General features: G+C 35.2%; 21 protein-coding genes and 1 tRNA gene. 3 read left to right on the top strand and 19 right to left on the bottom strand.

What is annotated here, in order from left to right; translation table 11 throughout:
• Positions 1 to 40: 40 nt before the first annotated feature.
• Entirely contained in the window at positions 41 to 880 is an 840-nt protein-coding gene (locus tag PBV87_RS09625; RefSeq protein WP_053983529.1) for a hypothetical protein, read from the bottom strand.
• Between the two features lie 157 nt (positions 881 to 1,037).
• On the opposite strand from PBV87_RS09625, the gene PBV87_RS09630 reads away from it, so the two are divergent.
• Entirely contained in the window at positions 1,038 to 1,418 is a 381-nt protein-coding gene (locus tag PBV87_RS09630) for a zinc ribbon domain-containing protein (RefSeq protein ID WP_053983530.1), read from the top strand.
• A 41-nt stretch (positions 1,419 to 1,459) separates the two neighbouring features.
• Positions 1,460 to 2,179 carry an aminoglycoside phosphotransferase family protein gene (locus PBV87_RS09635; RefSeq protein ID WP_053983531.1) on the top strand — a complete coding sequence of 240 codons (720 nt, stop codon included), beginning with the start codon at positions 1,460 to 1,462 and terminating at the stop codon, positions 2,177 to 2,179.
• 35 nt (positions 2,180 to 2,214) lie between these two features.
• On the opposite strand, the gene mglC is transcribed toward PBV87_RS09635, so the two are convergent.
• The 10 genes from mglC to PBV87_RS09685 form a co-directional block, all read right to left on the bottom strand.
• Positions 2,215 to 3,240: a galactose/methyl galactoside ABC transporter permease MglC gene (mglC, locus tag PBV87_RS09640; protein ID WP_053983532.1), complete on the bottom strand. Its 1,026-nt coding sequence runs from the start codon at positions 3,238 to 3,240 to the stop codon at positions 2,215 to 2,217.
• Between the two features lie 12 nt (positions 3,241 to 3,252).
• On the bottom strand, positions 3,253 to 4,755 hold the full coding sequence (mglA, locus tag PBV87_RS09645; protein ID WP_053983533.1) for a galactose/methyl galactoside ABC transporter ATP-binding protein MglA: 1,503 nt from the start codon (positions 4,753 to 4,755) through the stop codon (positions 3,253 to 3,255).
• Between the two features lie 76 nt (positions 4,756 to 4,831).
• Positions 4,832 to 5,959: a galactose ABC transporter substrate-binding protein gene (locus tag PBV87_RS09650; protein WP_053983534.1), complete on the bottom strand. Its 1,128-nt coding sequence runs from the start codon at positions 5,957 to 5,959 to the stop codon at positions 4,832 to 4,834.
• 159 nt (positions 5,960 to 6,118) lie between these two features.
• Positions 6,119 to 7,168, bottom strand: a complete 1,050-nt coding sequence (locus PBV87_RS09655) for a galactose ABC transporter substrate-binding protein (RefSeq protein WP_271012085.1) — start codon at positions 7,166 to 7,168, stop codon at positions 6,119 to 6,121.
• Between the two features lie 20 nt (positions 7,169 to 7,188).
• Positions 7,189 to 8,886: a cache domain-containing sensor histidine kinase gene (locus PBV87_RS09660; protein WP_271012086.1), complete on the bottom strand. Its 1,698-nt coding sequence runs from the start codon at positions 8,884 to 8,886 to the stop codon at positions 7,189 to 7,191.
• Positions 8,873 to 10,495, bottom strand: a complete 1,623-nt coding sequence (locus tag PBV87_RS09665) for a response regulator (protein WP_053983537.1) — start codon at positions 10,493 to 10,495, stop codon at positions 8,873 to 8,875. The genes PBV87_RS09660 and PBV87_RS09665 overlap by 14 nt, the downstream gene beginning before the upstream one ends.
• 114 nt (positions 10,496 to 10,609) lie before the next feature.
• Entirely contained in the window at positions 10,610 to 11,107 is a 498-nt protein-coding gene (locus PBV87_RS09670) for a dihydrofolate reductase (protein WP_271012087.1), read from the bottom strand.
• A gap of 97 nt (positions 11,108 to 11,204) precedes the next feature.
• Positions 11,205 to 11,275: transfer RNA gene (locus tag PBV87_RS09675), tRNA-Cys, on the bottom strand.
• Between the two features lie 92 nt (positions 11,276 to 11,367).
• Positions 11,368 to 12,351, bottom strand: a complete 984-nt coding sequence (gene queG / locus PBV87_RS09680) for a tRNA epoxyqueuosine(34) reductase QueG (RefSeq protein ID WP_271012088.1) — start codon at positions 12,349 to 12,351, stop codon at positions 11,368 to 11,370.
• Positions 12,352 to 12,435: 84 nt separating this feature from the next.
• Positions 12,436 to 13,611: a metallophosphoesterase gene (locus PBV87_RS09685; RefSeq protein ID WP_271012089.1), complete on the bottom strand. Its 1,176-nt coding sequence runs from the start codon at positions 13,609 to 13,611 to the stop codon at positions 12,436 to 12,438.
• A gap of 137 nt (positions 13,612 to 13,748) precedes the next feature.
• Here PBV87_RS09685 and PBV87_RS09690 point away from each other — a divergent pair, with 137 nt between their 5' ends.
• Entirely contained in the window at positions 13,749 to 14,492 is a 744-nt protein-coding gene (locus PBV87_RS09690) for a 3'-5' exonuclease (RefSeq protein WP_271012090.1), read from the top strand.
• Positions 14,493 to 14,556: 64 nt separating this feature from the next.
• Here PBV87_RS09690 and PBV87_RS09695 read toward each other — a convergent pair whose 3' ends face one another.
• The 8 genes from PBV87_RS09695 to PBV87_RS09730 all read right to left on the bottom strand — a co-directional run bounded on the left by PBV87_RS09695 (position 14,557) and on the right by PBV87_RS09730 (position 24,850).
• Positions 14,557 to 15,102, bottom strand: a complete 546-nt coding sequence (locus PBV87_RS09695; protein ID WP_053983541.1) for an ECF transporter S component — start codon at positions 15,100 to 15,102, stop codon at positions 14,557 to 14,559.
• A gap of 11 nt (positions 15,103 to 15,113) precedes the next feature.
• Positions 15,114 to 16,286 (bottom strand): M24 family metallopeptidase, encoded by a 1,173-nt coding sequence (locus PBV87_RS09700; RefSeq protein WP_271012091.1) that lies wholly within the window; start codon positions 16,284 to 16,286, stop codon positions 15,114 to 15,116.
• 132 nt (positions 16,287 to 16,418) lie between these two features.
• Positions 16,419 to 16,571 carry a hypothetical protein gene (locus PBV87_RS09705; RefSeq protein ID WP_154668789.1) on the bottom strand — a complete coding sequence of 51 codons (153 nt, stop codon included), beginning with the start codon at positions 16,569 to 16,571 and terminating at the stop codon, positions 16,419 to 16,421.
• Positions 16,572 to 16,657: 86 nt separating this feature from the next.
• The gene (locus tag PBV87_RS09710) at positions 16,658 to 16,963 is read right to left on the bottom strand and encodes a hypothetical protein (protein ID WP_271012092.1); all 306 of its coding nucleotides are present in this window, start codon (positions 16,961 to 16,963) and stop codon (positions 16,658 to 16,660) included.
• Positions 16,964 to 17,208: 245 nt separating this feature from the next.
• On the bottom strand, positions 17,209 to 18,690 hold the full coding sequence (locus PBV87_RS09715; protein ID WP_271012093.1) for a C69 family dipeptidase: 1,482 nt from the start codon (positions 18,688 to 18,690) through the stop codon (positions 17,209 to 17,211).
• A 228-nt stretch (positions 18,691 to 18,918) separates the two neighbouring features.
• Positions 18,919 to 19,536 (bottom strand): copper amine oxidase N-terminal domain-containing protein, encoded by a 618-nt coding sequence (locus tag PBV87_RS09720; RefSeq protein WP_271012094.1) that lies wholly within the window; start codon positions 19,534 to 19,536, stop codon positions 18,919 to 18,921.
• Between the two features lie 120 nt (positions 19,537 to 19,656).
• Positions 19,657 to 24,120, bottom strand: a complete 4,464-nt coding sequence (locus PBV87_RS09725; protein ID WP_271012095.1) for a coiled-coil domain-containing protein — start codon at positions 24,118 to 24,120, stop codon at positions 19,657 to 19,659.
• A gap of 1 nt (position 24,121) precedes the next feature.
• A complete protein-coding gene (locus tag PBV87_RS09730; RefSeq protein ID WP_271012096.1) occupies positions 24,122 to 24,850 on the bottom strand; it encodes a DUF6063 family protein in 729 nt (242 codons plus the stop codon).
• Positions 24,851 to 24,853: the final 3 nt, after the last annotated feature.

Genomic DNA, 24,853 nt, shown 5'->3' on the forward strand with positions numbered 1-24,853 from the left:
TATAACCATTTCGACAATATATGCAAGGATATACTAGGATTTAGACTTTTTTCAAGATCTGAATGCCCATTTCATATACCTTCTGAGTACTTAGGTCAAATGGCCATTCTAAGACTATATCTTGTACCAGTTCTAATACACCTGCTTCTTGATAATGCTGAATATCTTGCATACATTGCATGGCACCTTGTATACTGCCTACCCGATCTACACGCTTTTGTTCAATACCTATAATTAAGCATGATTTTGTCATTGCAAAAAGCAAGTCATTGAGCTTTTCAACAGCCAATGTGTTCATCTCACCAATTTTTTTACGAACCAGAGGTTCATCTAGCTCAAGGGTTTCAAGTATAATCCCCCAAATCCATTCCAGCATATTTAAAAGTTGACTATGGACACCTACGGCAACAACCACATCATATTGCCCAGTTTCTAATGGACTACTTAGATTTGCTAACTGTGGTTCTAATTGAAGCAAAAGTTTAAGAACAACTTCTGCTAGATGATGGACATTGGTAGCTTTTCCATACTTTTTTGCTTCTGCAATCAATGTATCTGCATACTGTCGGTACGTGGTATCGGATATACCAACAAAATCTATTTTTAAAGTATCTACATAAGATTCAGTTTCTAAACCATATTGTTTTTTGGCCTCTAGCATACTGTTTTCATCCTTATCTAGCAATGTAATATGCTGAAAATGCTCTTTAAGTAAAACTAAATCCAAATCGTTGCATCTTCCTGCACCACAAATAGCCAGGCTTTGTCCTGGCTTGGTATGCTCTATAATAAACTTAGTTATTTGTGAACGATAAGTTTGCCATTCACTAAAGGCATGTTCTATCACTTGTAGCTGTAATAATTGATCATATAAATTCATGTCTTACTCCTAAAATTTTTTACCCATGTTATTCACTCCATTATACAAGACTTTTTAGCAAGTGGCTAATCATTTAATGATATCTTTTGATTGAAATGTTTGATACAATATTCATATTAATAGAAATTTCAGTTTTGTATAGTTAGGAGAATGGTTTATGATAAAAGTATGCCCTAAATGTGGCTATCAAAATGACGAAGATGCTATCTATTGCTTGCAGTGTCTAGAAGACTTAAAAAATGTCCTTCCAGGAGAAGAGGTAAAGATCAATTCCACTGAATTTACAGGCTATAATACAAATAATATGTCTCCTCTTGGCCACTCACTCCAATATGAGCATTACAATGATGATGTCTCTATAGGTGCTTGGATTGGTATTTCAATTGCGCTTGGTATTCCTATTATTAATATTATTGTTTTAATTTGGATTTTAACTTCATCTTCTACAAATAGGACATTAAAAAACTATGCAATTGCACAATTTATCTTAATGTGTATAGGTATTGTACTAACTGGTCTACTTCTCCTCATAAGATAAGAGGAACACATCAATGATTATTGCTCTTAGGAGGATGCAAAATGATTAAGGTAAAGCCTATTGCTGTAGGAAATACAGCAGAAGTCTTCGACTACGGTAACAAAAAGGTCTGTAAACTATTTTTTGAAGGATACCCCTTAGAAGCCATTAACCGGGAATATACCAATGCAAAGCTTATGAAAAGTTTAGGTCTTCATGTCCCTAAATGTCATGAAATCATTCAATATGACCATCGTAGTGGTATTATTTACGAGAAAGTGTATGGTAAAACACTTCTTGAGTATTTCTTTGAAACAGCAGACCTTCATTTCCTAGTTCATACTTTAACCCATGTACATAAAAAAATTCTGAAACATCATACCCAAAATGTCCTATCCTATAAAACATTTCTTATTCAATCTATTCCTGATCAGGACATACAAAAAAGTAGGCTGATTAATGAAATTAGGCACCTACCAGACGGCGACACTCTGTGTCATGGTGACTATCATCCAGGTAATATCTTAGTGGGGAGCAATCATAAAACCACCTTGATTGACTTCATGAATGTATGCCATGGGCCTTGGCAATATGATATTGCAAGAACCTATTATTTACTAGCCTACGCCAATGTTCCTAGGGGTTCATCTAGTGACTCTGATAGCAAAAGTCAGCAAAAAGACCTTGCCGATCTCTATTTATCTAAGTTAAATGTAAGCTTTAAAGAGATTGCTCCATTTCTTTCAATCATTGATGCATGTCGTAGCTATGAAAAAGCTTAAAAAAGAAGGGACTGTTTTAAAACAGTCCCTTCTTTTTATTTTTTCTTAATATATTTTCTTGTATCAATAGCTACTGCAATAACAATAATAAGACCTTTAATAATGTACTGGATATATGGGCTAACGTCTACGTAGTTGAGTCCATAGTTGATAACTTGGAACATGAGTACACCACTTACTACCCCCGCAATCGATCCAACACCACCATTGAATGATACCCCACCTACTACACAGGCAGCAATGGCATCAAGTTCATAACCATTACCAATGTTATTGGTTGCACTCCCTGTTCTTGCAACTTCAAGTGAACCTGCAAATCCATAAAGAATACCAGCAAGCATAGATACAAGTACAATGGTACGAATAACATTAACACCAGATACAGTTGCCGCTTCTTCGTTACCACCTACTGCAAACATGTTTTTACCAAGTCTTGTTTTATTCCAAATGAACCAAACAATAGCAACTGTAATAGCTGCATAGATAACAAGGAACGGTATTTCAACAGGTCCAAGTCGTAAGCTACCTTGTGCAAAGTATTTAAAACGTTCATCTAAGTTGGCGATAGGTGATCCACCTGTATAATCATAGTAAAGAGATGCTACACCATAGATGATAAGCTGCATACTTAAGGTTACAATAAAAGCAGTTACCTTGAATTTTGCAATAACATAGCCACTAATAGTAGATGCAATAGCTGTACAAAGGATAGCAAGTAAAATCGGTGCAAATACGGGTAATTGAGGCATATCTGGGAAGATTCTTCTTGCGTAATCTGGTGCTTGAAGTAGTGAGGCACTGATTACAGCAGATAACCCAACCATACGACCAACAGAAAGGTCAGTTCCAGCAAGTACTAAAAGTCCTGCTACCCCTAGCGCCAAGATTACACGTGTTGAAGCTTGTGTAATAATAAATTTAAAGTTTTGTACAGATAAGAAACTACTATCCATACAAATAATAACGATAACTAAAAGTAAAAGTACAACATAAATGGCATTATTAATCAAAAAGTCCGCTACGGTACTTTTATTCCACTTTTTCACACTTGTTTCATTCATAATGCTCCCCCTTTATAAGTATTTTGCTGCAAGTCTTAGGATTTCTTCTTGATTCGTATCCTTGGTCTCCACAATCCCTGCAACACGCCCATTACTCATGACTAAAATACGATCTGTAATACCTAGCAGTTCGGGCATTTCTGATGAAATCATAATAATGCCTTTATCTTTATTGGCTAGATCTATAATAAGTTGATAAATTTCATATTTAGCACCTACGTCAATCCCACGTGTAGGTTCATCCAACATTAAGATTTCTGGTTCAGTCAGTAGCCATCTTCCTAGAATAACCTTTTGCTGGTTACCACCAGATAAAGAACGAATCTTCTCTTTTTGTGAAGGTGTTTTTACCTTCATACTTTCAATAACCCAATCCGTATCTTCTTTAATCTTTTGATCGTTTGTTACCCCAAGTTTATTTGTATATCTTGGTAGATTCGCAATCATTGCATTAAACTTAATATCTAACACATCAAAAATACCTGTTTTTCTGCGCTCTTCTGTTAAAAGTGCAAAGCCATTTTTAATCGATTCTTTTGCACTCTTATTTTCAATCGTTTTACCATGAAGAATAATTTCGCCGTCTTCTTTATGGCGAATACCAAAGATGGTTTCAAGAAGCTCTGTACGTTTAGAACCCATAAGCCCTGCAATACCTAATATTTCACCTTTGCGAAGTTTAAAAGAAGCGTCTTCTACAGTCGGTTTATAAAAGGCAGTTAAATGATTGACTTCTAAAATAGTTTCACCTGGTTTATTGGTTTTAGGTGGGAACCTGTGTGTTAAATCACGTCCAACCATTAAATTAATAATTTTATCCGTTGTCAAATCTTTAGCCTCATGGGTTGCAATCCATTTCCCATCACGCATAATCGTTACCTCGTCACAAATTCTAAGAATTTCTTCCATTTTATGAGAAATATAAATAATGCCACAGCCTTGATCACGTAATTGATTAATAATACGGAACAAGTGCTCAACTTCTTTTTCTGTAAGAGATGAAGTGGGCTCATCCATTACAATAATTTGGGCATCATATGAAACTGCTTTTGCAATTTCTATCATTTGACATTGAGATACAGAAAGGTGTCCCACCTTTTCTCTTGGATCTACATCAATACCTAATTTATCAAATATTGCTTTTGTTTGTTGATACATTTCTTTTTCATCTACCCATAATGAGTTTCCTGGAAATCTTCCAAGCCATATATTATCCATAACACGGGTTTGACTTACTTGATTTAATTCTTGATGTACCATGGAAACACCATGCTCAAGTGCCTGTTTCGGATTGGTGAAGTGAATCTTTTCACCCTTTAGGAAGATTTCACCCGCGTCTTCTAAATAAATCCCAAATAGACATTTCATAAGTGTAGACTTTCCAGCACCATTTTCCCCCATTAATGCATGTACCGTTCCTGGTAAAAGCTTTAAGTTGGCATCATCTAATGCTTTAACACCTGGAAACTGTTTAACAATATGATTCATTTCCAGCAAATAAGTTGTTTTGGCCATTTGTAGTCACCGCCCCTCTTTGTTTAAAGCATTGCAGACACCGCTATGTGCACTGCAATGCTTTATCCCTAAAATCTTATTTTAATCCGTAAGCTTCTTCAGCTACACCAAGATTATCATTTGTGATTGCAACATATGGAACACGTACAGCAAGTGTATCATCTAATTGCCAGCTTGTGCCTTCAAGAATATCTTTACCCTGTGTTGCATTAAGTGCAAGTTCTACAGCTGCTTTACCTTGATTAAGTGGGTCATTAAGAACGGTTCCTAACATCTTACCTTGTTTAATAAGTTCAAGGGCTTCTGGAATGGCATCTACCCCTACAACTGGCATATATTTGTCACCTTGGAAGTATCCAGCAGCATTTAATGCTTCTACAGCACCAAGTGCCATACCATCATTGTTACAAATAACCATTTCAATGCCATCACCTTTAGCTGCAAGCCATGTTTCCATTAATTCTTTACCCTTGGTTGCATCCCACATACCTGTTTGTGTACCAAGGTCTTCTGTTTCAATACCTGCTGCATTGATTGTTGCAATAGATTCTTTTGTTCTTGCTTCTGCATCTGGATGTCCTGGTTCACCCATAAGCATTACGTATTGAATTTTGCTATCACCATTTTTATCCCAATCAGGATTTGCTTTCCAAGCATCAATAATGAGTTCGCCTTGGATGATACCTGATTCAGCTGAGTTTGTACCTACATACCATGTTTGATCATACCCAATATTGTTTGTACCATCTGGATATTCTTTGTTGATGAATACAACTGGAATATTTGCTGCTTTTGCTTTTTCAGCAATGGTTGGTGCAGCACCTGGATCAACTAAGTTAATAATAAGACCATCAACACCTTTTGCAATTAATGTATCGACTTGGTCATTTTGTTTAGCTTGATCATTTTGTGAGTCATTCATTGTAAGTTCAGCTTTTCCATCAGCTGCTGCTTGAATGGCATTTCTTGTGAATGTCATAAAGTTATCATCATATTTGTAGATAGTTACACCAATTTTAGGTAATTTACCACTTGTTTCTTCTTGCTTTGGCTCTTCAGCTTTTTCAGTTGTATCAGCCGTTTCAGCGGTTTCGGTTTTCGTTTCGGTTGTTGAAGATGAGCTCTCAGTAGATGGTGAACAACCAACAAAAGCTAACATCATACAACTTGCAAGAAATACGCTTAATACTTTTTTAAGTTTCATTTATATTACCCCCTAGTATTTAGATACCTTTAACAAGCACCTTACTTATGCCTTTATTTTATAGTGAATAGTGTCTAGTATGAATACAAAATTTTAACACTTTACCTTAAAAATTTACTAAAAAAAATAATACAAAAAAGCTAAAATAGCTTCTTTGTATTATTTTTTATCTTCTAACGTATGTTTTTTTAAGGGTACATGTTTTACCCAGAAATACTGATTTTCTTTTTCTGTAATAGGCATAAGTGTTTCATCCATTGGAAGCTCTAAAAGCTCAAATATTTTGTAGAGCATGCACTTAGCTTGTTCCTTAGAATCATTTAAAACTGTTCCTAGTAAGGTGCCCTCTTCCATGGCCTTTACAGCTTCATCAAGTCCATCTACACCTAGAACTGGAATTGTCTTATCCCCTTCAAAGTAACCTTTTTCTTTGAGACATTCTATGGCACCTAATGCCATTTCATCATTATTCGCCATAACGACTTCAATTTGATCACCTAAATTTGTATACCATTCTTCCATTTTTGCTTTGGCCGTATCTCTTTGCCACATAGCAGTATCCGTCGCTAAATTCTCCATACGGTATCCACGTTGTTCTAGGGTTCTAATACAATGATAAGTACGAAGTATGGCATCTTGATGACCATACTCACCTTCTAACATGACATATTGAATCTTACCATCTTGATTTAAATCAACCTCTAATTCAGCATCCAAGGCATCAGCTAAAAGCTCCCCTTGAAGCTTACCTGCTTCTTCTGCTTTTGAACCTACATAGGCTAGTTTATCCCACCTAGCAATATCTTGAGGTACAGGCTCTCTATTAAAGAAGATTACTGGCACATTTACATTTTGTGCTTTATCGATGATCAAGCTGGCATCTTCTCGTTCCACTGTATTCACAATAAGTAAGTCATAGCCTTCTTCAATCAATTTAGAAATCTGTTCATTTTGTAAGCTTTGATCATGTGTACTATCTTTATAGGTAAGATTGAAAGCCAAATCTGTTTCTGCATGAATTTCACGTATGTACGTTTCAAGATATTCAACTGTTTTTTTAATAAAAGGATCTTGCGCATTATAAAGTACGACACCAATGTCTATTTGTTCTTTCTTTTCTGGAGTGGGTTGCTTGAGTACTACAAGGCCTATTCCCCCTAAAAGCCCTACCATACTTACAATTACCAACCACTGTAAAGTCTTTTTCATACCTTCCTCCTTTAATGCTCCTAACCTTCTAAAGGAATTTTGATTAAAATAGTTGTTCCTTCATCTACTTCACTTTGTATCTCAACGCCATATTCTATACCGTAATAAAGTTGAATACGTCTATGTACATTTTGGACGCCTACCCCTGAGCCTTTTGTTTGAATGGTACGCCCTTCTTCAAGTAACTTGGTAGATACTTCTTCTTCCATGCCAACACCGTTATCTTGTACGCTAAAAATTAATACCCCTTCTTCTTCCCAAACATTGATATGAATCTGTCCTTGATGTTGAATGTATTGAATCCCATGATAAAGCGCATTTTCAATAATAGGTTGTAAGATTAACTTAAGTGTTAGACATTCCATAATACCGTCTTCTGCTTCAATGAAATACTCAAATTTATTTTTATATCGAATCTTTTGGATCGCTAAGTAGTTTCTTGCATGCTCGAGTTCTTGCCTTACTGTAATAATCGTTTTGCCTCCACTAATGCCTATTCTAAAGAATCTTGATAAGGCAGTAATCATCATCGTTGCCTCTTCATTACGTTCATCTTCTACTAACCAAATAATAGAATCTAAGGTGTTATAAAGAAAGTGAGGATTAATTTGTGATTGTAGAACTTCCATTTCCTTTTTACGTTTATCATCTTGTTCGGTTACAATCTCATGCTTTAAGCCTTTAATACGTTCTACCATTCTATTAAATGTTTTGGACAATTCAGATACAATGTATTCACCTTCTTCAGGCAAGCGAATATTAAAGTTTCCTTCTTCTACTAACTTCATGGATTTTTGCAGTTTATATAAAGGTGCTGAAAGCCTAGAGGAAATAAATAAGGTTCCTATAATACAAAGAATAAATCCTACTACAAAGACAGCAATAATAAAGTTTTGGAATGTATCATAATCAACAAGTAATTTGGTTAAATCCCAAACGCCTATGACCTTCCAACCTGTATAACCTGCCATCTGAAGTGTAATAAGACGTTTATCTTCCTCAAATACAGTTACTTCATTCTTTATTGCTTCATTGAATTTGCCTACTTCAAAAGCCCCTAAATCACCATATACAAGCCCGCCATCTGGTGCCACAATATAAATACTTCCTATATCACTGTCTTTAATAGGTGCACAAATATTTTTGATCCCTGTAAGGTGCATATCTACAAGCAATACCCCTTGAATAATATTGCCATTTTCATTGAGTGAAACCACCCGACTAAGTGTAATCACATCAGGGCTATTGTTATCTTGAAAAATCACTTGCTTATGAGGGCTTGAAAAGTGTACATTTTCTTGCTTTTGAATGGCATTTTTAAACCATTCTTCCTCTGTAACATCCACCGCTTCATTAAGATGCATATACCGATTGGCTGCTATGAGTTCACCATTTTCTTTGAAGATTGCTAAATTGGCAATATGGTTGTTGGTTGTTTGAATCAAAGACATTTGGTTTGTAAACGTATTATCTTGTATAGACTGATTTTTAATGATCTTATAATATAACGTATTAGAAACATCAATCATACTTCTTGTATACGTATCAAGACTATATTTCACTTGTGTCATCAGCTGTTGTGCAGACTGAGTTGCATAATGAATCGCAATATCATTAAACTTCTTATAAAGGCTCGTACCTGTTAAGAGTAAAACAACTACAATAATAGAGGTAAAGCATATAATCATCAGGCTCTTAATACTTTTAAATCTTTCCATTGCGGTACTCCGTTGGTGAACAGCCTGTTATCTTTTTAAACACATAGCTAAAATAATGTCCTTCTGGATACCCTACCGCATAGCCTACCTCTGCCGCTTTCTTATTGGTTGTTTGTAAAAGAGTCTTTGCCTTTTCTATTCGAATTTGTGTTAAGTATGTACTAAAATTTACATCCATTTCTTTTTTAAAGAGTGCTGAAAAATAGGTTGTTGAAATATGTAAATATTGGCATACTGCTTCTGAGCTTAGGTTTTCGTCTTCATAATGAAGATGAATATACTCTACGGCTTTTTCAATCAATTCATTCTTGCTATCTTTACGTGAGTCATGAATACTTCTTGTCATAGCCAAACAAATCTTAGTCAGCCACTCTCTCAGTTCTTCTTTTGTACAAAGCCTACTCAGTGCTTCTAAAAGATTTGTATCTTGTGGTAAGAGACTATTCATCTCTACTTTCATGCTACGACCAAGTTTTAATATACTTGCAAGCACACCTACAATATAAATCTGATATTCTCGTAGTGCCATCCATTCCCCATCTAACTGCCCAAGCATTTTATCAACAGCATCTTGTATTTTTTCCTCTTGCCCTAGTTTAATCATGGTCAGTAAGGTATGTTCATCCTCTTCTTCAAATACAGTACTTGTATGGCTTGCAGGTTCTATATCGTCTAAATAGATAATTTTATCATTCCCAATGGTAATGGTATAATCCAGTGCAGAAGAGGCATCGGCATAGCTTTTATAAAGTTTGGTATAGTCTGTACATAAGCTGCCTACCCCAATAGTTACAGTTGTATTTAAGTATTTCTTAACACCACTACGTATTTGATCAAGCCCTCTAAAAAGATAGCTACTCGACTTAGGGTGTTCGCCTTGCTTTAAATCAACAAGCAAAATAAGCTCATCTTTGCGTGCAAATAATAAACCAAGTTGTTCACTACGTGTAATTTCATCAGCTATGTTAAAAACAGCAAGTTTTAATAAGTTTTTACTTGGAATAGATGAATGGACCATTTCTTTTTTATTCATTTCATCTGGTCGTATAATCACCACGGCTAATGCTTGACTTTCTAATTGTATATCTAGCTCAGTTAAGTTATCATAAAGGATCTCTCGTTCAATATACCCTTCAATCCATTGATTTAAGAACCGCTCCTTTAATAAAGGTAGACTTTTCTTATAGGTCTGTTTAAGTGTATTAAGATTGCTTTTTGATAAGATTTCTTCATCTAATAAGACTTTTACTTCTCTTAAAAGTGTATGAATCTCTATGGAATTAATGGGTTTTAGGATATAACGAATGACACCTAGCTTGAGCGCTTCTCTAGCATATTCAAAATCATCAAAACCAGATAAGATAATGACTTTAATTGTAGGAAAACGGTCGTGAATTTCTGCTGTAAGCCTTATACCATCCATAAAGGGCATTTTAATATCTGCAATGACTAAGTCTGGTAAAGTCTTTTCAATCACTTCTAAAGCTTCTAAACCATTTTCTGCTTCTCCTACAATTTTGAACCCTAACTCTTCCCATTTAATTCTTCTAATAATCCCCCTTCTAATCTCTTCTTCATCATCAACAAGTACAACTTTATAGTAGTCCATTGTCTCATCCCCCCAGCACTTTTAACAGGACATAGTTTTTGTTATTATTAAAATTATACCATATTGTATAATAAATTTTTATATTTTATTTTCTTTTTTAAAACTTTTATCTTTCTAGATCTGTTTGATCCATTCTGTAAAACAATATCTATATTCATGGTTTTCTTTTTGTGACTCTGAGCTTATACATTTAAACACTCCTTCACCTTGTACTGTGACCGGAAGTATAGGAAAAGCAGTATCCCCCTCAATAGTTGCTTGGATTTGAGTGATGTATAGTTTATTTGCAAAGGGCATAAAAGCTTGATAGAGGGTACTTCCTCCAATAATAAAGACCTCTTCTTCACTTGTTTGATACTGGGCAAGAAGTGCATCCATTTCATGGATCACAATACACCCATCAGCTTGATAGCTTTGATCCCTTGTGAGAACAATATTTGTCCTGTGAGGTAAGGGTATTCCAATACTTTCATAAGTTTTGCGTCCCATAATCACAATATGTCCAGATGTCACTTTTCTAAAATACTGTAAATCCTCGGGAATAGACCATGGCATTTTATTATCTTTGCCAATCACTCTATTTTGACTCATTGCAACAATCATACTAATCATTTTTCTCTTCCTTTCTCTATCCTCTATTTATTTATATCACATCTACTTTTAAGTATACAAAAAAAGCTCTTAGACCTAAGTCTAAGAGCTTATCTTAAGGCGGCAACCAGATTTGAACTGGTGATGAAGGTGTTGCAGACCTCTGCCTTACCACTTGGCTATGCCGCCATTTAATGTCACACAGAATACGCCTGTGTGACGCTTATTATTATATACTATTTTTAGCCTAGAGCGCAATACCTTTTCTGTAATTTTTTAGGTTATTTTTCTGAGAGTCTATCTATATAGCTATTAATATAACTTGACTCACCTCTAAATTGATCAATAGATTCACCTTTTTGATGCATATGAATGATGGCATTACGTTTAATAACATTTTTACCACGCCAACCACAGGAAGTAGATGCCATTTTCTCTTTAAAGTATTTATTATCCATCTCAGCATAAATACGTGCCTCATCATTCATATAATCTAAAGTAGAAAAGGCTTCTAATGTTGAAGATGTAATATCTTTATTATAAGGACATTCGATTTGACAAAAGTCACATCCAAATACATTGCCTTTTAATAATCCCATTTCTTGATGGGTCAGCTCTTTTTTTTGAGTTAAATAAGATAAGCAGATATTAGGATTGATACGTGCCTTATTAATTGAACAGGTTGGACAGGCTTTGTAACAGTTGGTACAGGTACCACATTCCACATAACTTCCCATCTCTTCAAAATTCCTCTGATCTTCACATACTATTTCTAAATCTGTTAATATTTCCCCAAGAAAAACATAGGAGCCATATGTTTTTGTAATAAGCATGTTATTTCGACCAATAAACCCAAGCCCTGCTAAATAAGCAATATATCTTTCTGGCAATGTATTACTATCTACAAAGGCCATAGCTTTGCCACCAAGAGATTCAATATAATCACAAAGTGCCACTAAGTATTGCTTCACCACTCTATGATAATCTAAACGCTTTGTATAAACAGAAAATCCATTCGGTTCTGCCTGGGTTGGAATGGATTCGGCATAGGGAAAGGCAATAGATATAATGGTCTTTGCCTCTTCCATATAATGCCTAGGATTAATACGTTCATCTATCTCAGAAGTTTCAAACTCATTTTGTAGTTTTGCTTCTTGTCTTTTTTCATAAAACCCTCTAAGTTCATCAAATCTCCTGCAAGGAATAAAACCGATTGTGGTAAGCCCTTGTGCCTTGCAAAAATCTTGTATTTGTTCTTTCAACATGCCTCTCATCCTATCTCTCTTTACATTAAAACTTACGCTTTTTAGGTGTAGTATAGCATACCCCGTCCTCAAGGACTAGCACTGTTAGAGAAAAGGTCTTGCAGAGGGATAGTAGACTTTTTTTGCTTTCACACTTACTATTTCATCTTCCGGATATCTAAAGGCTGTGAGCTTCCCACCATAGACACAACCTGTATCAATATTAATCGTATGGTGAACATGCTCTGCCTCTTTCTTTGGTGTATGGCCGTAAACGACTAATGCATCTCCTTCATAATCTTCACTCCAATTAAGTCTAACCGGTAAACCCTGTGCATCTAATTCACCTGTTGTCTCACCAAACATGGCTAAATCTCTAATTTTCTTGGATTCTCTACCATGCAAATGTTCTTTTAGTCCTGCATGAGCGACCACAAGTTTTCCCTCATCAAAAACATAATGACTGACAAGTCCCTCTAAAAAGATCTTAACCTTTTCACTAAACCACTCTGGCTCTTGTGCCAACTGTTCCATAGTGGTTTCTAATCCGTGAATGACTTGAACATTTGAGCCCTTTAATTTGCGTAAAAGCTTCCCATCATGGTTTCCGAGTACACAGTAGGCTTGTTCATTAGTCACCATATGCATCACCAGTTTAAGCACTTGGGGTGTTTTTGGCCCCCTATCCACTAAGTCCCCTACAAAAACCAGTTTTCTCCTATCTGGTGGATAAGCATAGGCTCCCTTTTTATCTACACGATAGCCTAATTGATCCAATAATGTACAAAGTTCATCATAACATCCATGCACATCCCCTATAATATCAAAAGGTCCATGGATTTTGCGTTTATTATTGGCGAGTGGTCTATATTGTATTGAAGTATGTTCAATCATTTCCAATGTTTCTAAATGATACAACGTTTTAAATCCTACTTTTCCTAGCACACTTATTATAGATTCACTTTGCTTGATCTCTTCTTTAGGACACTCGTTCCTTTCACCTTCTAGAGTGAGAAGATAATCTTTGCCAACCACTACTGCCATAGGGGTATAATGATAACGTTTTGCCAATTGAGCCAAATGTTGGCCTACTGTCTTCTCAAAGGTTACAAGAGGAATCACTGTAAGCTGCCCAAGTTCTAGTCTACCTATAACTTGTGTTTCTATATTTTGCGGATCAATCACTTCATTTCGTTGGAAATGTTTGTTTATAAAAGTTTGTATTCCTTGTTCTTCGCCTACTATAACAAGAAGTGTAAATTCTGGAATAACAATTTGCATCTTTCTCAACCTCCGTTCTCATTCAACGTTTAAACTAATATATAATAATATGAACCATTTACTGCTATTTCATTTACGTATAGCTTTATTAAAGCTTGTAAAAAATAAGTAAAATCTATCTCTTCAGGAGGTCCATCATGCACTACATAGTCTTTGATCTAGAATTTAATCAAGATGCTGAATCTTTACAGAATTTTGAGCACGCTGCAACACGTTTTCCTTTTGAAATTATCCAAATTGGTGCAGTTAAGTTAGATGAGCACTTTAATCTTGTTTCAACTTTTAATCATTATATTAAACCTACTTTTTATAAACGTCTTAGTCCGTTCATTGCGGAATTAACTCAAATTACACCCGAACAATTAGAAGAAGGCGACCTATTCCCACTTGTTTATGAAACCTATCTACAGTTTATTGGCGAAGAAGAAATCACATGGGTTGTTTGGGGAATGTCTGACATGAAGGAACTTTTTCGTAATGTCTTCTATCATCATCTTGACCAAGCACCTTTACCTAAACACTTTATCAATATTCAGCCTTATACCTCAACTTACTTTAATCTCTCCGCGAAGAAGCTTTTAAAATTAGAAGATGCCATTACAAAACTTGAACTTCCACTCTCTCATGCGTTTCATAATGCTCTTCATGATGCCTACTATACAGCGGAAATCTTTAGAAAAGTCTATACACCTACAATAAAACCTATGATTTATGATCCATTTTTTAAGCCTGCCCATCCTAGGCAACCTAAAAGGCGTGTCAACTATCATGCACTTATAGAGCAATTTGAAAAAATGTATGATCGTCCTATGACAGCCGAGGAGCAAGCTCTTATTAAACTTGCTTATAACATGGGTAAGACACAGCAATTTCTACATTAAAAAAGCACCTCCAAATGCTAGATTTATTTTCTCTAATATTTGAAGGTGCTTTTTATTTAGCCTATTAAAATTTCTTAACCAATGGATTAAGTACTGGATATAAAATGGTTACAGCTACAATCCCAAATACACTATTGACAAAGGTAGCAAGTAAACTTGTGAATGCGCCCCACATGGCTACACTTAAACCATTGCCTACTAAAAATAAAGTGGCTGTATCATATAAGAAGTCTCCAGTTAAACTAATTAAAAAGGCACAAGTTGTTGCAAGAATTAATGCTTTAGTGACACCTATTTGATCTTTGAAATGTTCAAAGAGTTTAGAGGCTACAAAGCTCATAAGAATGGCAAGGATAATAACCTTTGGCATCACTGTAATATAGCCATTGAGTAAATCAAAGATAGCAAAGCCAATAGCCCCTGCAAATGCACCCTTCTTTCCTCCTAAAATAAGTGCGCCTAGTAATAAAAAGATATTACCAAAATGTAAGAAAGGAACCCCTACAGCTGCTGGTAGTGGAATTCTAAATGCCTGTATGCCTAAGAAGGTTACCGCTGCAAAAAGTGCAACTTTGGTAAGTTCATAAATGGGTTTACGTTGTTCGTTCATCTCATACTCCTTTATATTTTAAATAGATTAAATTGCTTTTCTCCAAAAACATGAAGTTTATAATGGTCATCAATATAGACATCCACTTCTGTACGGACACCTATATTCTTCTTATATAAACCAGGTTCTATAGAAAATAATGTTCCAGGCAGTAACTTTCTATCATCAATGGCTTCAAAACTATCTAAGTTAGCGCCAGGTCCATGGACTTCATGACCTATGTTATGTCCAGTTCGATGAATAAAATAGTCTGCCTCTCCACACTGCTCAAAATACTTGCGACAATGTTGATCTACCTCATAGCCTTTTGGTAACAAGCCTTTTTCTAACCTTTCTTGAATAAAAGTTAAGCAAGCTTCTCTTGCCCCAACTACTTTTTCAAATTGTTCGGCATAATCTTTCGGAATCTCCTTACCTATATAAGCACAGAAGGTGACATCGTAATAAATACTCTTTGCCCCTTTTTCACGTGCCCACAAATCTAATAATAAAAGGTCACCCTCTTGAAGGGTATAGCTATTTTCACTGGTGGGTACAAAGGTTAACTGGCTTGCATGCTCATTGACTGCAACATAAGGCATATCATGATCACAGGTAAGGTTATATTTCTCATAAGCCTTTTGAATCCATACTAAGACATCCCATTCCGTTAAAGGCTGCCCTTCATTGATGCCTTTACGAATCGCTTGATAAACGTCATCTCTTATGCGTAGGATCTTTTCTCCTGCACGCTTATGGCTTTCTATTCCTTCTTCATCAAGCACACAATACAGTTCTTGTATCAAATCTCCAGAGGATACAGCTTGTCCCCCTATACTTTTAATCAGTTCTACAAAGCCTGCATCTGTAGTTGCCACTATAGGTAACTGGCACTCTTTGCTATATTGCATCGCCACCTTTTGGTCATAAAGATATTCATGAAGTAGAGTCTTTAAACTTTCATAGCTTGTATAACATACAGTCGTTCCCTCAAGAATATCTAAGATATGCTTTTCTATAGTAGAAACTAGCTTGATCGGTTGTCCTATTCTAGGAAGCAAGTAAATCCATCTACGGCTTGTGAAAAATGGCTGAGGTAAATCAAGGAGTTGCTGACTAAATACATCTCGCCCATGATAATCTGTAATGATCCAATAATCCATTTTATATTTTTCTAATAGTTGTTGTATTTTTTGAATATCCATTTGTAATCTATTCCTTTACTCGCATAGACTTAAATAACGTCTGTCTTATTATACGATAATATATGTCTTTACAAAAGTCTATACACAAAAATACCACTAAAACTCCTTATAGAGCTTTAGTGGTATGTGACGCTATAATCCAAATAAGAAGGCTAATGCAAACACTATAAATAGTAATACAATAGCCGCTCCTAAATAGAGCACCCCTTTTACTGTGCATTTAAGTAGCTTTAAAATAACAAAAAAGATTAAAGCAATCATTAACAAGCTAAGTAAAAGTTGCATACACCTCTCCCCTTTATAAAACACCTTACTTTATCTTATTCATCAGAGAGAGTCTATGAACATATAACGTTATAAAAATATACCTTTTATTTAAAATAACCATATTCACAAAGTACTTCAAAACAGCTATTCACTTCATCATCTGTAAATAACTCCAAAAACTGACTTTTTGTAATGGTAGCTTCCATAGTCAGTTCTAAACAACCCGCTTCTTGTAATTTATCAAAGTTGTCAGATAATCTACCCTTGCGAATAATTTCTTTTGCAGTTTTAACACCACCAAATTTCTCTAATGTCTGTAAAAAACGTGCAGGATTACAATCACATTCTTTTTTAGCGATTTCACAGTTTTTGATTAATGCTTCATCAAATTGTTTTTCTAAGTTTGTCATAAGTTACCTCTTTAATTCTTTAGTTATAGTTTCATTATACTATAGTATATCCCTTCTCACAAATTCTATATAATGCTGGGGCATTTCATATACTGTTTCTTATTTTTTCTTCCTCCGCTAAATGGAATAGACATTATCTGGACGCTTATAGGTTACAGCTTAACATAACGCAATCAGAATAAAAAAAGAGTAAAGATAAGGCTTAGATTTCCTTTATCTTTACTCTTTTTGTATAACCTTATAAACTACTTAACAACTGGCGCAAATGGTGCTTTGATTGTTCTACCACCACCGTGTTTTGCAACAAATGTATAAAGTTGACTATGTATTTCTTTAGCTTTTGTTAAAGCATCCTCTGCTGTATTTATACCTTGCTCTGTCATATATGTAGCTGCTGCTGTCTTATTTGTTTTGACAAGTTCAATCACTTTTTGATCGACTTGAGCTTGTGCTTTAATAAGGTTTAACTCATATTGTTTCCAATAATCTCTTACACCTTTGCCAAAGTTTACACGATCAAGTTCTGCAAGTGTTGAAAGCCCTCTAAATGTCCAATATGCAGATGCCTCATTATAGTTTACGCCTGGTACTTTGTAGGCTTCATGTGTATCTGTAATCCCTCCAAATGTAGGAAGGTATACAGCGTGTTCTGCATTTCCCATTGCCATCCACATGAGACCGCCTACTTCTTTTGGATAGCTTTCTTTCATTTGAATAATATGACATTCGGCTTGTGCTTCAGTACCAATAGCACGTTTACCTTTATTTTCAGGAAGGTTTACATCATTTTCTGTTCCCTCATAACGATATCTTTGAAGGTCCATCACTTCGTCTACAGAGATCTTGTCATCGGCTTTCATAAATAAATCAAATACTGGTGTATCAAGTGCAATCTCTTGAGAAGCTGAGAAGAAATGTTGGCCTCCCCATGCACGTAAACGGTTACCTTCTGACATTTCTGGTCCATATGTAAGTGCTAAATGGAATTTACCTTCATAGTTTTTTACTAAACCATGTTGAGCTGGCATATTAATCACATCTTTTGAAGCCATCACATTTTCTGTATCATTTAAATCAACATAGCCTAACATAAAAGCATTTGGAATAACTGCATACATATCATCTGGTACTTTTACAGCTGCCCATTGATGACCACTTAAAATCTCCATATACCAAGCTTCTTCATTATCTGCAAAAAGAATAATATTCCCTTCTGCTGATCCATATTGCTCTACGATTTCACCAAGTACTTTAACCCCTTCTCTTGCTGTTTTTACACGTGGAAGAACAACTGATGGAATGGCTGCTTCACGAATACCATTTTCAACAAGTGGATCAATAGCTTTAATGGCATCATTTACTGCTGCTGATACCGTTGCTGTCATCGCAACACCTTGTTCATTTATTCCTGCTGCTGCATAAATACCATCTTCATGTTCCTCTACATCAGGAAGCATTGTATATTTATAAGCTTTTGCAGGCTGTTCAATCTTGAATCCATTAAGGTCTTCAAACATCTCGCCTTTTTTATAAGTTGTTGCTGGTACAACAACAAAATTCTTATTGTAAGCTGCCCCAATATCTTCAGTTCTACCCATGATAATACTACCATCTTCAGTAGCATTTTTCCCTACAACAACGCCTGTACAAGCGAATACATTAACACTTACAGATAAGCTTAAAAGAAGCGTCATTAATCCTTTAAGTAAATTATTTTTCTTGCTCATATTTAATCCCTCTTTCTATGTTTGTGAATATTTATTAGTTGTTTGTTTACTTTATACATAGTAACATAATTTAAAATAGGCTGCAATATATTTTTTAATATTTATTCATTTTTATTTATGTTTAATCATTCATTTCAAGTTTTATTCTTCCGCAAGTTCAGTTTTCCAATAGAAAAAAAAGCCAACTACACTTATCTTAGCGTAATTGACTTCTAATTATTTTTTAAATTATTCTATTGTTATTATTCCTGTTGAAGCATCATAACTTACAACTCTGCCGATTGCTTCTGCTACAAATCTTGCTGGTAATAATGTTTTCCCATCAATAAGCTTAGGTGCGCGCTCTAATGCATAAGGATTACCATTTAATTTAGCACTTTTAGAATTTGTAGTTAATGAGAATGTCTTATCTCCTTTTGAACAATGTACCGTGGTAGAAGCACTATCCCATTCAATTTGAATTCCTAATGCATCACAAAGAGGTCTCATTTCTACTAATGTTACGCCATTATCAATAATACCATTTACAGCAAGATAATTTTCATCAATATAGAACTTTGCCGTTGTGGTTTCATATGTAGGTCTAGCTGAACCGCTATTTGTTGACTTAGTAGATGAGGATGAACTTGTACTAGCGTTACCTTTGTATGGACATTGCCCTCCATTATGTAAATGCGCCGGATACCCTCCACAGTGATAATGATAAGAACCTAAGCCACTCTTATTTTTGTTATCTTTATGTCCGCCATTTCCATCTGTTCTTCCACTATGGGCAAAGAGTGATACAGGAATCATTGCTACGGCTAATAGCAAAATACCTGACTTTTTTAATAATTGGTTTTTCATTTTTTTCTCCCTTACAAATAAACTACTATTTTATGTTAGCAGGGTACATTATATCATATAAAAAGACATATTTCTAATTAATTACCAATTATTAAGTCTTCTCCACTCATCACCTTAATTTTATAACATCATTTGTTCTCCTAAAAGCTTGTCAAAGCTAAGTACATCTAAATTAATGTGTGATTTAATATGTTCTACAACAATAGTCTGCTTTTTGTTTTGGTCATACTCTGAAGTTAAATTATACTTCACATCAAAGAGAGACATAAGATGTTGTGGAATATCATAACCTACACAAAGAAGTTGAACATTATTACGATCAAGTAATTTGATAATAGGTTCCCATATATAGGCTGCAGCTGTACCAGAGAATGGACTATCTAGCATAATAAACTTACGACTATCTTCTCCGATATGTGGATTATAGAGTTTTCTAATATAGGAAATAAGACAAATAAAGATACTCATATACATCCCATTGGATTGTCCTGTAGAACCAATGGCACGGCTCCAAGGAAGCTCTCTACTATTTTCCTTAATATCTTCTACTTTATAGACACGTACATCACTTTTCTTGATATTGACAACAAAGGCACCAAAGAGTTCCCTAAGTGTGAGGCGACCTGCTAAATAGGCTTGTTTTTTATTATCTTCAATAGACTCTACTTGCTCAACCAAGTTATTAATATAACTTTTCATCTTAGCAAAACGTAGTTCTTCTTCTAGTGGTGTCACAATAATGCGAATCATTTCTTGACTACGTCCATAAAGTTCTATTTTTGAAAGATGTGCCAGGCTCATAAGGTCATTATAGACTTGCTCACATTTTTGGATACATTGATTGATAAAGCTTTCTTCATCCTTTTTGAGCGCTTCAATGGTTTCTTTAATACGGACTTTTTCTTCCCTTACATTTTCAAGGTAGCCGCCTTCTCCACCAATGAGTCCTCTATAGAGGTTGCACATTTCTTCATCTTTAGGACTTTCTAAAAGGAGTCTATCTAAATCTCCTTTAAAATGGATGAGTTCGGGTGCTTCTAAATAATCCAATACTTCTTTGAGTAATAGACTATAACCATTAGAAGTACTCTCTAAAGCACGAAGGACTTCTCTTGTTTCTTGCTCAATGGCATCAAAGCTCTCCATTTTACGGGTAGCCTGAATAGTTTCTATGTATTGTAACCCGTAACGATACATGAGTCCATTTAGCTTTTCACGTTGATGGTTAAGGTTCTTAAGTGTTTCTTCTAGATCTACAAGTGCTTTTGACTTCTGATTTTGTTCATTTTGGCATTTTTTAATATTTTGAAGTAAAAGACCTTTTTCATCTTTTACTTTTACTAAACACGCCTGAATTTCTCCCTCTTCTAGAATCATCTCTTCGTAAGTCATACGGTATTCTTTTAAAAATTGGGCTTTCATATTCCCCAATGCACCCTCTTGACTGGCATATGCTACCTTCTGTGCTTCTACATTGGTACGAGCTGCTTCGTAGAGTTTGCTGCTTTCACCTATTTGGATTTCTAGTTGTTTAAGAAGGGAAAGATAGTCACCTTCAAAACGACTTCTCGTTGTGAAGTAGTCTGTTGTAAACTGTTCGCCTTTAGCTACCATTTCTAAGACTTTGTGTTCCATACTTTCTGCACATTCTTTAATGGCTTGTTCGAGCTGCTTGACATCTCCCGCTTCTTCACGTAAACGTTGGTCATACATCTCATATTTCAGTTTTGCTTCTTCATAAGACATATCTACTACATCATACTCAGCATCTTCTTCAACTTTAAAGGTGAAGTGCTCAACTTGAATACGTATCTCATGATAACTTCCTGTTAAAGCATCCTTGTATGCTGTGAGTTCAGTTTGTCTTACACCAAAGTGTTCAATAGTCTCTTCTAAAAGGCCTAAAGTCTTTTCACAATTTTTAAGCGTAAGGCTTAATTCACTGAGCTCTCTTTCTAGAGTAACTTGCGTTTGATGATCAGCTTCCCATTTTTTTAAAGCTTCACATTCTTGCTCTAGTCCTTCTAACACCTTACTTATCGTTGTAAATGCTTGATGTTCTTGTTCTAACGTCTCTTTCATCTCTTGAAGCTTTGTTTCTTCTTTACAAAGTGCTTCCTCAAGTTGTCTTTGCTGTTCCTCTAAGGCTTCATCCTTGTGGATGGCTTCTACAAGTTCAACTTTAAATCCTTCTACCTTTTCTTCTGGATAGGTCTTGGTGATTTCAAGAACAAGGGCTTGGTGATCTGTAACAACTTTAACTTGTGCCTCTAAATCCTTTAAATCTTGTTCAAGACTTACAAGCTCTTTTTTTAACTTGCGTAGTTCTTTTTCTCTTAAGTCGACATCCATAAAATAGTCAACATCTTTGGTCGTAAAGGTAATCCCTGAAGCTTGTAGATCTTCACCTTCTAATAACGCATCCTGGTTAATAATCGGTAATACTTCATCTTCTAATGTACGTCTAAGCTTTGTATCTCTTACAAGCTTTCTAAAGTCTACTTCATCGACTAAAATGCTGTAAGGTAAAAGGGTGGTACGTTCTAAGAGTGCTTTCTTTTCGTCCTCCGATTGGTTTTGTAAGAAACTACTCCCAAGTACTGCAGAAGGATAGCTATCTGATACACGCTTATATTGCCTTCTTGCACATGCAGAGAGGACAACCCCATGACTGAGTTCCAGCATGCTTAGCTTTTCTTCACATTCTTTTTTCTTTGTTTCTTTTTGACTCATCCCTTTATGTAGATTTACTAAGGCTTTATTTAAATGCCCCATCAAATCCTGCGTGTCGTACTTAGCTTTTAGCTGATTCATTAAGTTTTCACCTGTACGTACCTCTGCTAAAATTTTTCTAAGGTTTAGCACACGTAATGCTTGATGTTGCTTTTCAAGTTCTAAAAGTTTACGTGCTTGGAGCTTGTCATTTAAGCTACTCTTTGCCTCTTCCATCTCAACTTTTAGTGCTTCTATTTTTGCTTTTAAAGTTTCACAATTTGATTTATTTGCTTCATATTCTTCTTCAAGTTGTTCTTTTGTCAAATGCTTAAATTCTTTTTGAAGCGCACTTAATTGCTCTTGGATTCTATGGATTGTATTTTCTTTTTCTGCTACTTGAACCCTTGTATGCCCTAAAGTTGTCTTAATACGTTCTCTTTCTAAACAACTTTCATGGTACTCAGCCTTTAACGCTTCCAAGGCTTTTTCTGCTTCTTCTTTAGCTTTGGTACTTGTTTTAAACTGCTTAAACAATAAGTTACCGTACACATTACCCCAATAGTTGTAATCTGCCATAAGTTCCTTATGTTCTTTGGCACGTGTACCAAGTTCCTCTTCTTTTAAAGCTTTTCTCATTTTAAAGCTTTCATATTCCCCATAAAGTTTTTCTGCTTCATAGTAAGTTTTCTTTTCTTTTAAAGCGTTCAATGCCTCATCTTTTTGTCCAAAGGCTTGTTCTAATTCTTGAAGATAAGTACCCAGTGCGTTTAGCTTCTCCTCGGTTTCTTTAATAGAATAGGCTTGCTCTTGTCTATTTAAGTGCTCTACATGCATTTTATATTGTCCAAGTAAACTTTCTAGTTCTTGAGTTTCTTTAATAAGACGACTTTTCTCTTGTTCCTTAAAGCTTTGGTCTTGGGTAATCTCTAAACTCATTTCACTCAGCTTTGTCACTAAATCCTCTTTAGATTGAAACGCTTTTCCTAGTTTACCAAGTTGCTCATAAATACGCTCACAAGCTTCTTCAATATAAGTATATTCTGCTTCTAAAGCTTCTTTTTGCTGAAGCGTAAGAAGGGTTTGTCTCAGATTAAGAAGGGTCTTTGCACGACTTTCTTCTGTTTGATAGTCGCCTTCGTGACGTAATCTATAGCTTTCTTCTATGGTCGGAATAAGGAAATCTTGAATAAAGCTACTTGCTGTACTGTAACTTCTTAAATACTTCTCGGCATTGGCCTCACTGGCATTGATACCCATGAGATGTTTCCATTCCACACTATTAATATTGAGCTTTGCAAGTTCTTTTAGATGGTCCTTTTTCGTACGATTCATCACCACACTGTACTCACGAAGGGGCGTTTGCATCAATTTCTTCAAGTAACCTTCTAACTCTTTGTAATTCATGATTTTCTTCGTACCATCTTCTTTTACAGTAACCAGTGGCAAACTTTCTAAATCATAAGCATTAGGTTCATTGTAATAGGTAATATAAAGCATCGTACCAAATTCACCATTTTCTTCTTCGTCTAAAAAGTTCACTTGCTCCACTTTTTCTTTTTTATAAGCACAAAATCCAACTAAAGCATATTTAAAGGCACTGCCTTCATCTAATCGCCATTCCACAAGGGAGTGAATCGTATTATTGTTATTTTTGTTATCAAATAAAAGAGAAAGAGGAAACTCTTGCTTAAACTTTGCACCTGGTAGCATAGGTTGTGCCATACATTGTAAGAAGAATGTTTTACCTAGTCCATTAATCATATCAATTAATGTATGAGTCCCTCCCATTTTAAGCACAAAATCTTCATAGTAGTTATTGCCATCGTTATATTTAATGTTTGTAATACGTACGCGATTGATATATGGCATATTAGTTCTCTCCCTTCTCAAGTAGGCTTTCCCCGTAATGCATAAGGGCATTTTTCACTGTGCGATCATCAAAGTAATGGGCAATCAATGCTTTAAACTTTTCAGTTGGCACATAGTTACGCTCGATTTCATTTTTAAGTAAAAGTCCTTGTCCTACTAAAAAGTGTAGGCTTCTTGTGACAAAGTAAAATTGTGTTTGGCTTCTTCTAAGGCTTTCTAAATTTTCTTCGCTTTGGTGCAAACTCATTTGCGCTAAGCTCTCCCAGAAGTTTTTAATAGCTGTAAATGAATAGACTTCTTCCTCATCCAATTCTTCTAAACTTAACGCGCCTAAAGTAGCACTTACACGGTCCACGACTTCCGTACTGGTAATATAATCCTTATAAGTGGTATAAGCACTTTCTTTATAAAATAACGTCATCATACTATACATAATGAAATAACAAAGATAGAGTTCTTTATTGGTCTCTAAATTCATAGCTTGTCTAAGCTCTTCATTTTTATAACCAAATAATGTATTTTCTAGGCCTGGTGAAACGTAAAGTGCCTTTTTATATTCAATAAGTGTCAAGTTAAAGCTTGAAAGAATGGTATAAACCAATTCTTGTACACCCATATCTGTCATATAAAGCTCATAAAGTGCTGGTTCACTTTGTAAACTTAATGGTTTATTTTGGAGTAACAAGTTGGTCATTTGTAATGCTTGTTGCAACTGTTCTGTATGTGTCATAAA

The sequence above is a fragment of the Holtiella tumoricola genome, from assembly GCF_027857615.1.
GTDB lineage: Bacteria > Bacillota > Clostridia > Lachnospirales > Cellulosilyticaceae > Holtiella > Holtiella tumoricola.

Coding starts and splice junctions, on each gene's coding strand:
- PBV87_RS09625 (WP_053983529.1), bottom strand. CDS start 880: ATGAATTTATATGATCAATTATTACAGCTACAAGTGATAGAACATGCC.
- PBV87_RS09630 (WP_053983530.1), top strand. CDS start 1,038: ATGATAAAAGTATGCCCTAAATGTGGCTATCAAAATGACGAAGATGCT.
- PBV87_RS09635 (WP_053983531.1), top strand. CDS start 1,460: ATGATTAAGGTAAAGCCTATTGCTGTAGGAAATACAGCAGAAGTCTTC.
- mglC (WP_053983532.1), bottom strand. CDS start 3,240: ATGAATGAAACAAGTGTGAAAAAGTGGAATAAAAGTACCGTAGCGGAC.
- mglA (WP_053983533.1), bottom strand. CDS start 4,755: ATGGCCAAAACAACTTATTTGCTGGAAATGAATCATATTGTTAAACAG.
- PBV87_RS09650 (WP_053983534.1), bottom strand. CDS start 5,959: ATGAAACTTAAAAAAGTATTAAGCGTATTTCTTGCAAGTTGTATGATG.
- PBV87_RS09655 (WP_271012085.1), bottom strand. CDS start 7,168: ATGAAAAAGACTTTACAGTGGTTGGTAATTGTAAGTATGGTAGGGCTT.
- PBV87_RS09660 (WP_271012086.1), bottom strand. CDS start 8,886: ATGGAAAGATTTAAAAGTATTAAGAGCCTGATGATTATATGCTTTACC.
- PBV87_RS09665 (WP_053983537.1), bottom strand. CDS start 10,495: ATGGACTACTATAAAGTTGTACTTGTTGATGATGAAGAAGAGATTAGA.
- PBV87_RS09670 (WP_271012087.1), bottom strand. CDS start 11,107: ATGATTAGTATGATTGTTGCAATGAGTCAAAATAGAGTGATTGGCAAA.
- queG (WP_271012088.1), bottom strand. CDS start 12,351: ATGTTGAAAGAACAAATACAAGATTTTTGCAAGGCACAAGGGCTTACC.
- PBV87_RS09685 (WP_271012089.1), bottom strand. CDS start 13,611: ATGCAAATTGTTATTCCAGAATTTACACTTCTTGTTATAGTAGGCGAA.
- PBV87_RS09690 (WP_271012090.1), top strand. CDS start 13,749: ATGCACTACATAGTCTTTGATCTAGAATTTAATCAAGATGCTGAATCT.
- PBV87_RS09695 (WP_053983541.1), bottom strand. CDS start 15,102: ATGAACGAACAACGTAAACCCATTTATGAACTTACCAAAGTTGCACTT.
- PBV87_RS09700 (WP_271012091.1), bottom strand. CDS start 16,286: ATGGATATTCAAAAAATACAACAACTATTAGAAAAATATAAAATGGAT.
- PBV87_RS09705 (WP_154668789.1), bottom strand. CDS start 16,571: ATGCAACTTTTACTTAGCTTGTTAATGATTGCTTTAATCTTTTTTGTT.
- PBV87_RS09710 (WP_271012092.1), bottom strand. CDS start 16,963: ATGACAAACTTAGAAAAACAATTTGATGAAGCATTAATCAAAAACTGT.
- PBV87_RS09715 (WP_271012093.1), bottom strand. CDS start 18,690: ATGAGCAAGAAAAATAATTTACTTAAAGGATTAATGACGCTTCTTTTA.
- PBV87_RS09720 (WP_271012094.1), bottom strand. CDS start 19,536: ATGAAAAACCAATTATTAAAAAAGTCAGGTATTTTGCTATTAGCCGTA.
- PBV87_RS09725 (WP_271012095.1), bottom strand. CDS start 24,120: ATGCCATATATCAATCGCGTACGTATTACAAACATTAAATATAACGAT.
- PBV87_RS09730 (WP_271012096.1), bottom strand. CDS start 24,850: ATGACACATACAGAACAGTTGCAACAAGCATTACAAATGACCAACTTG.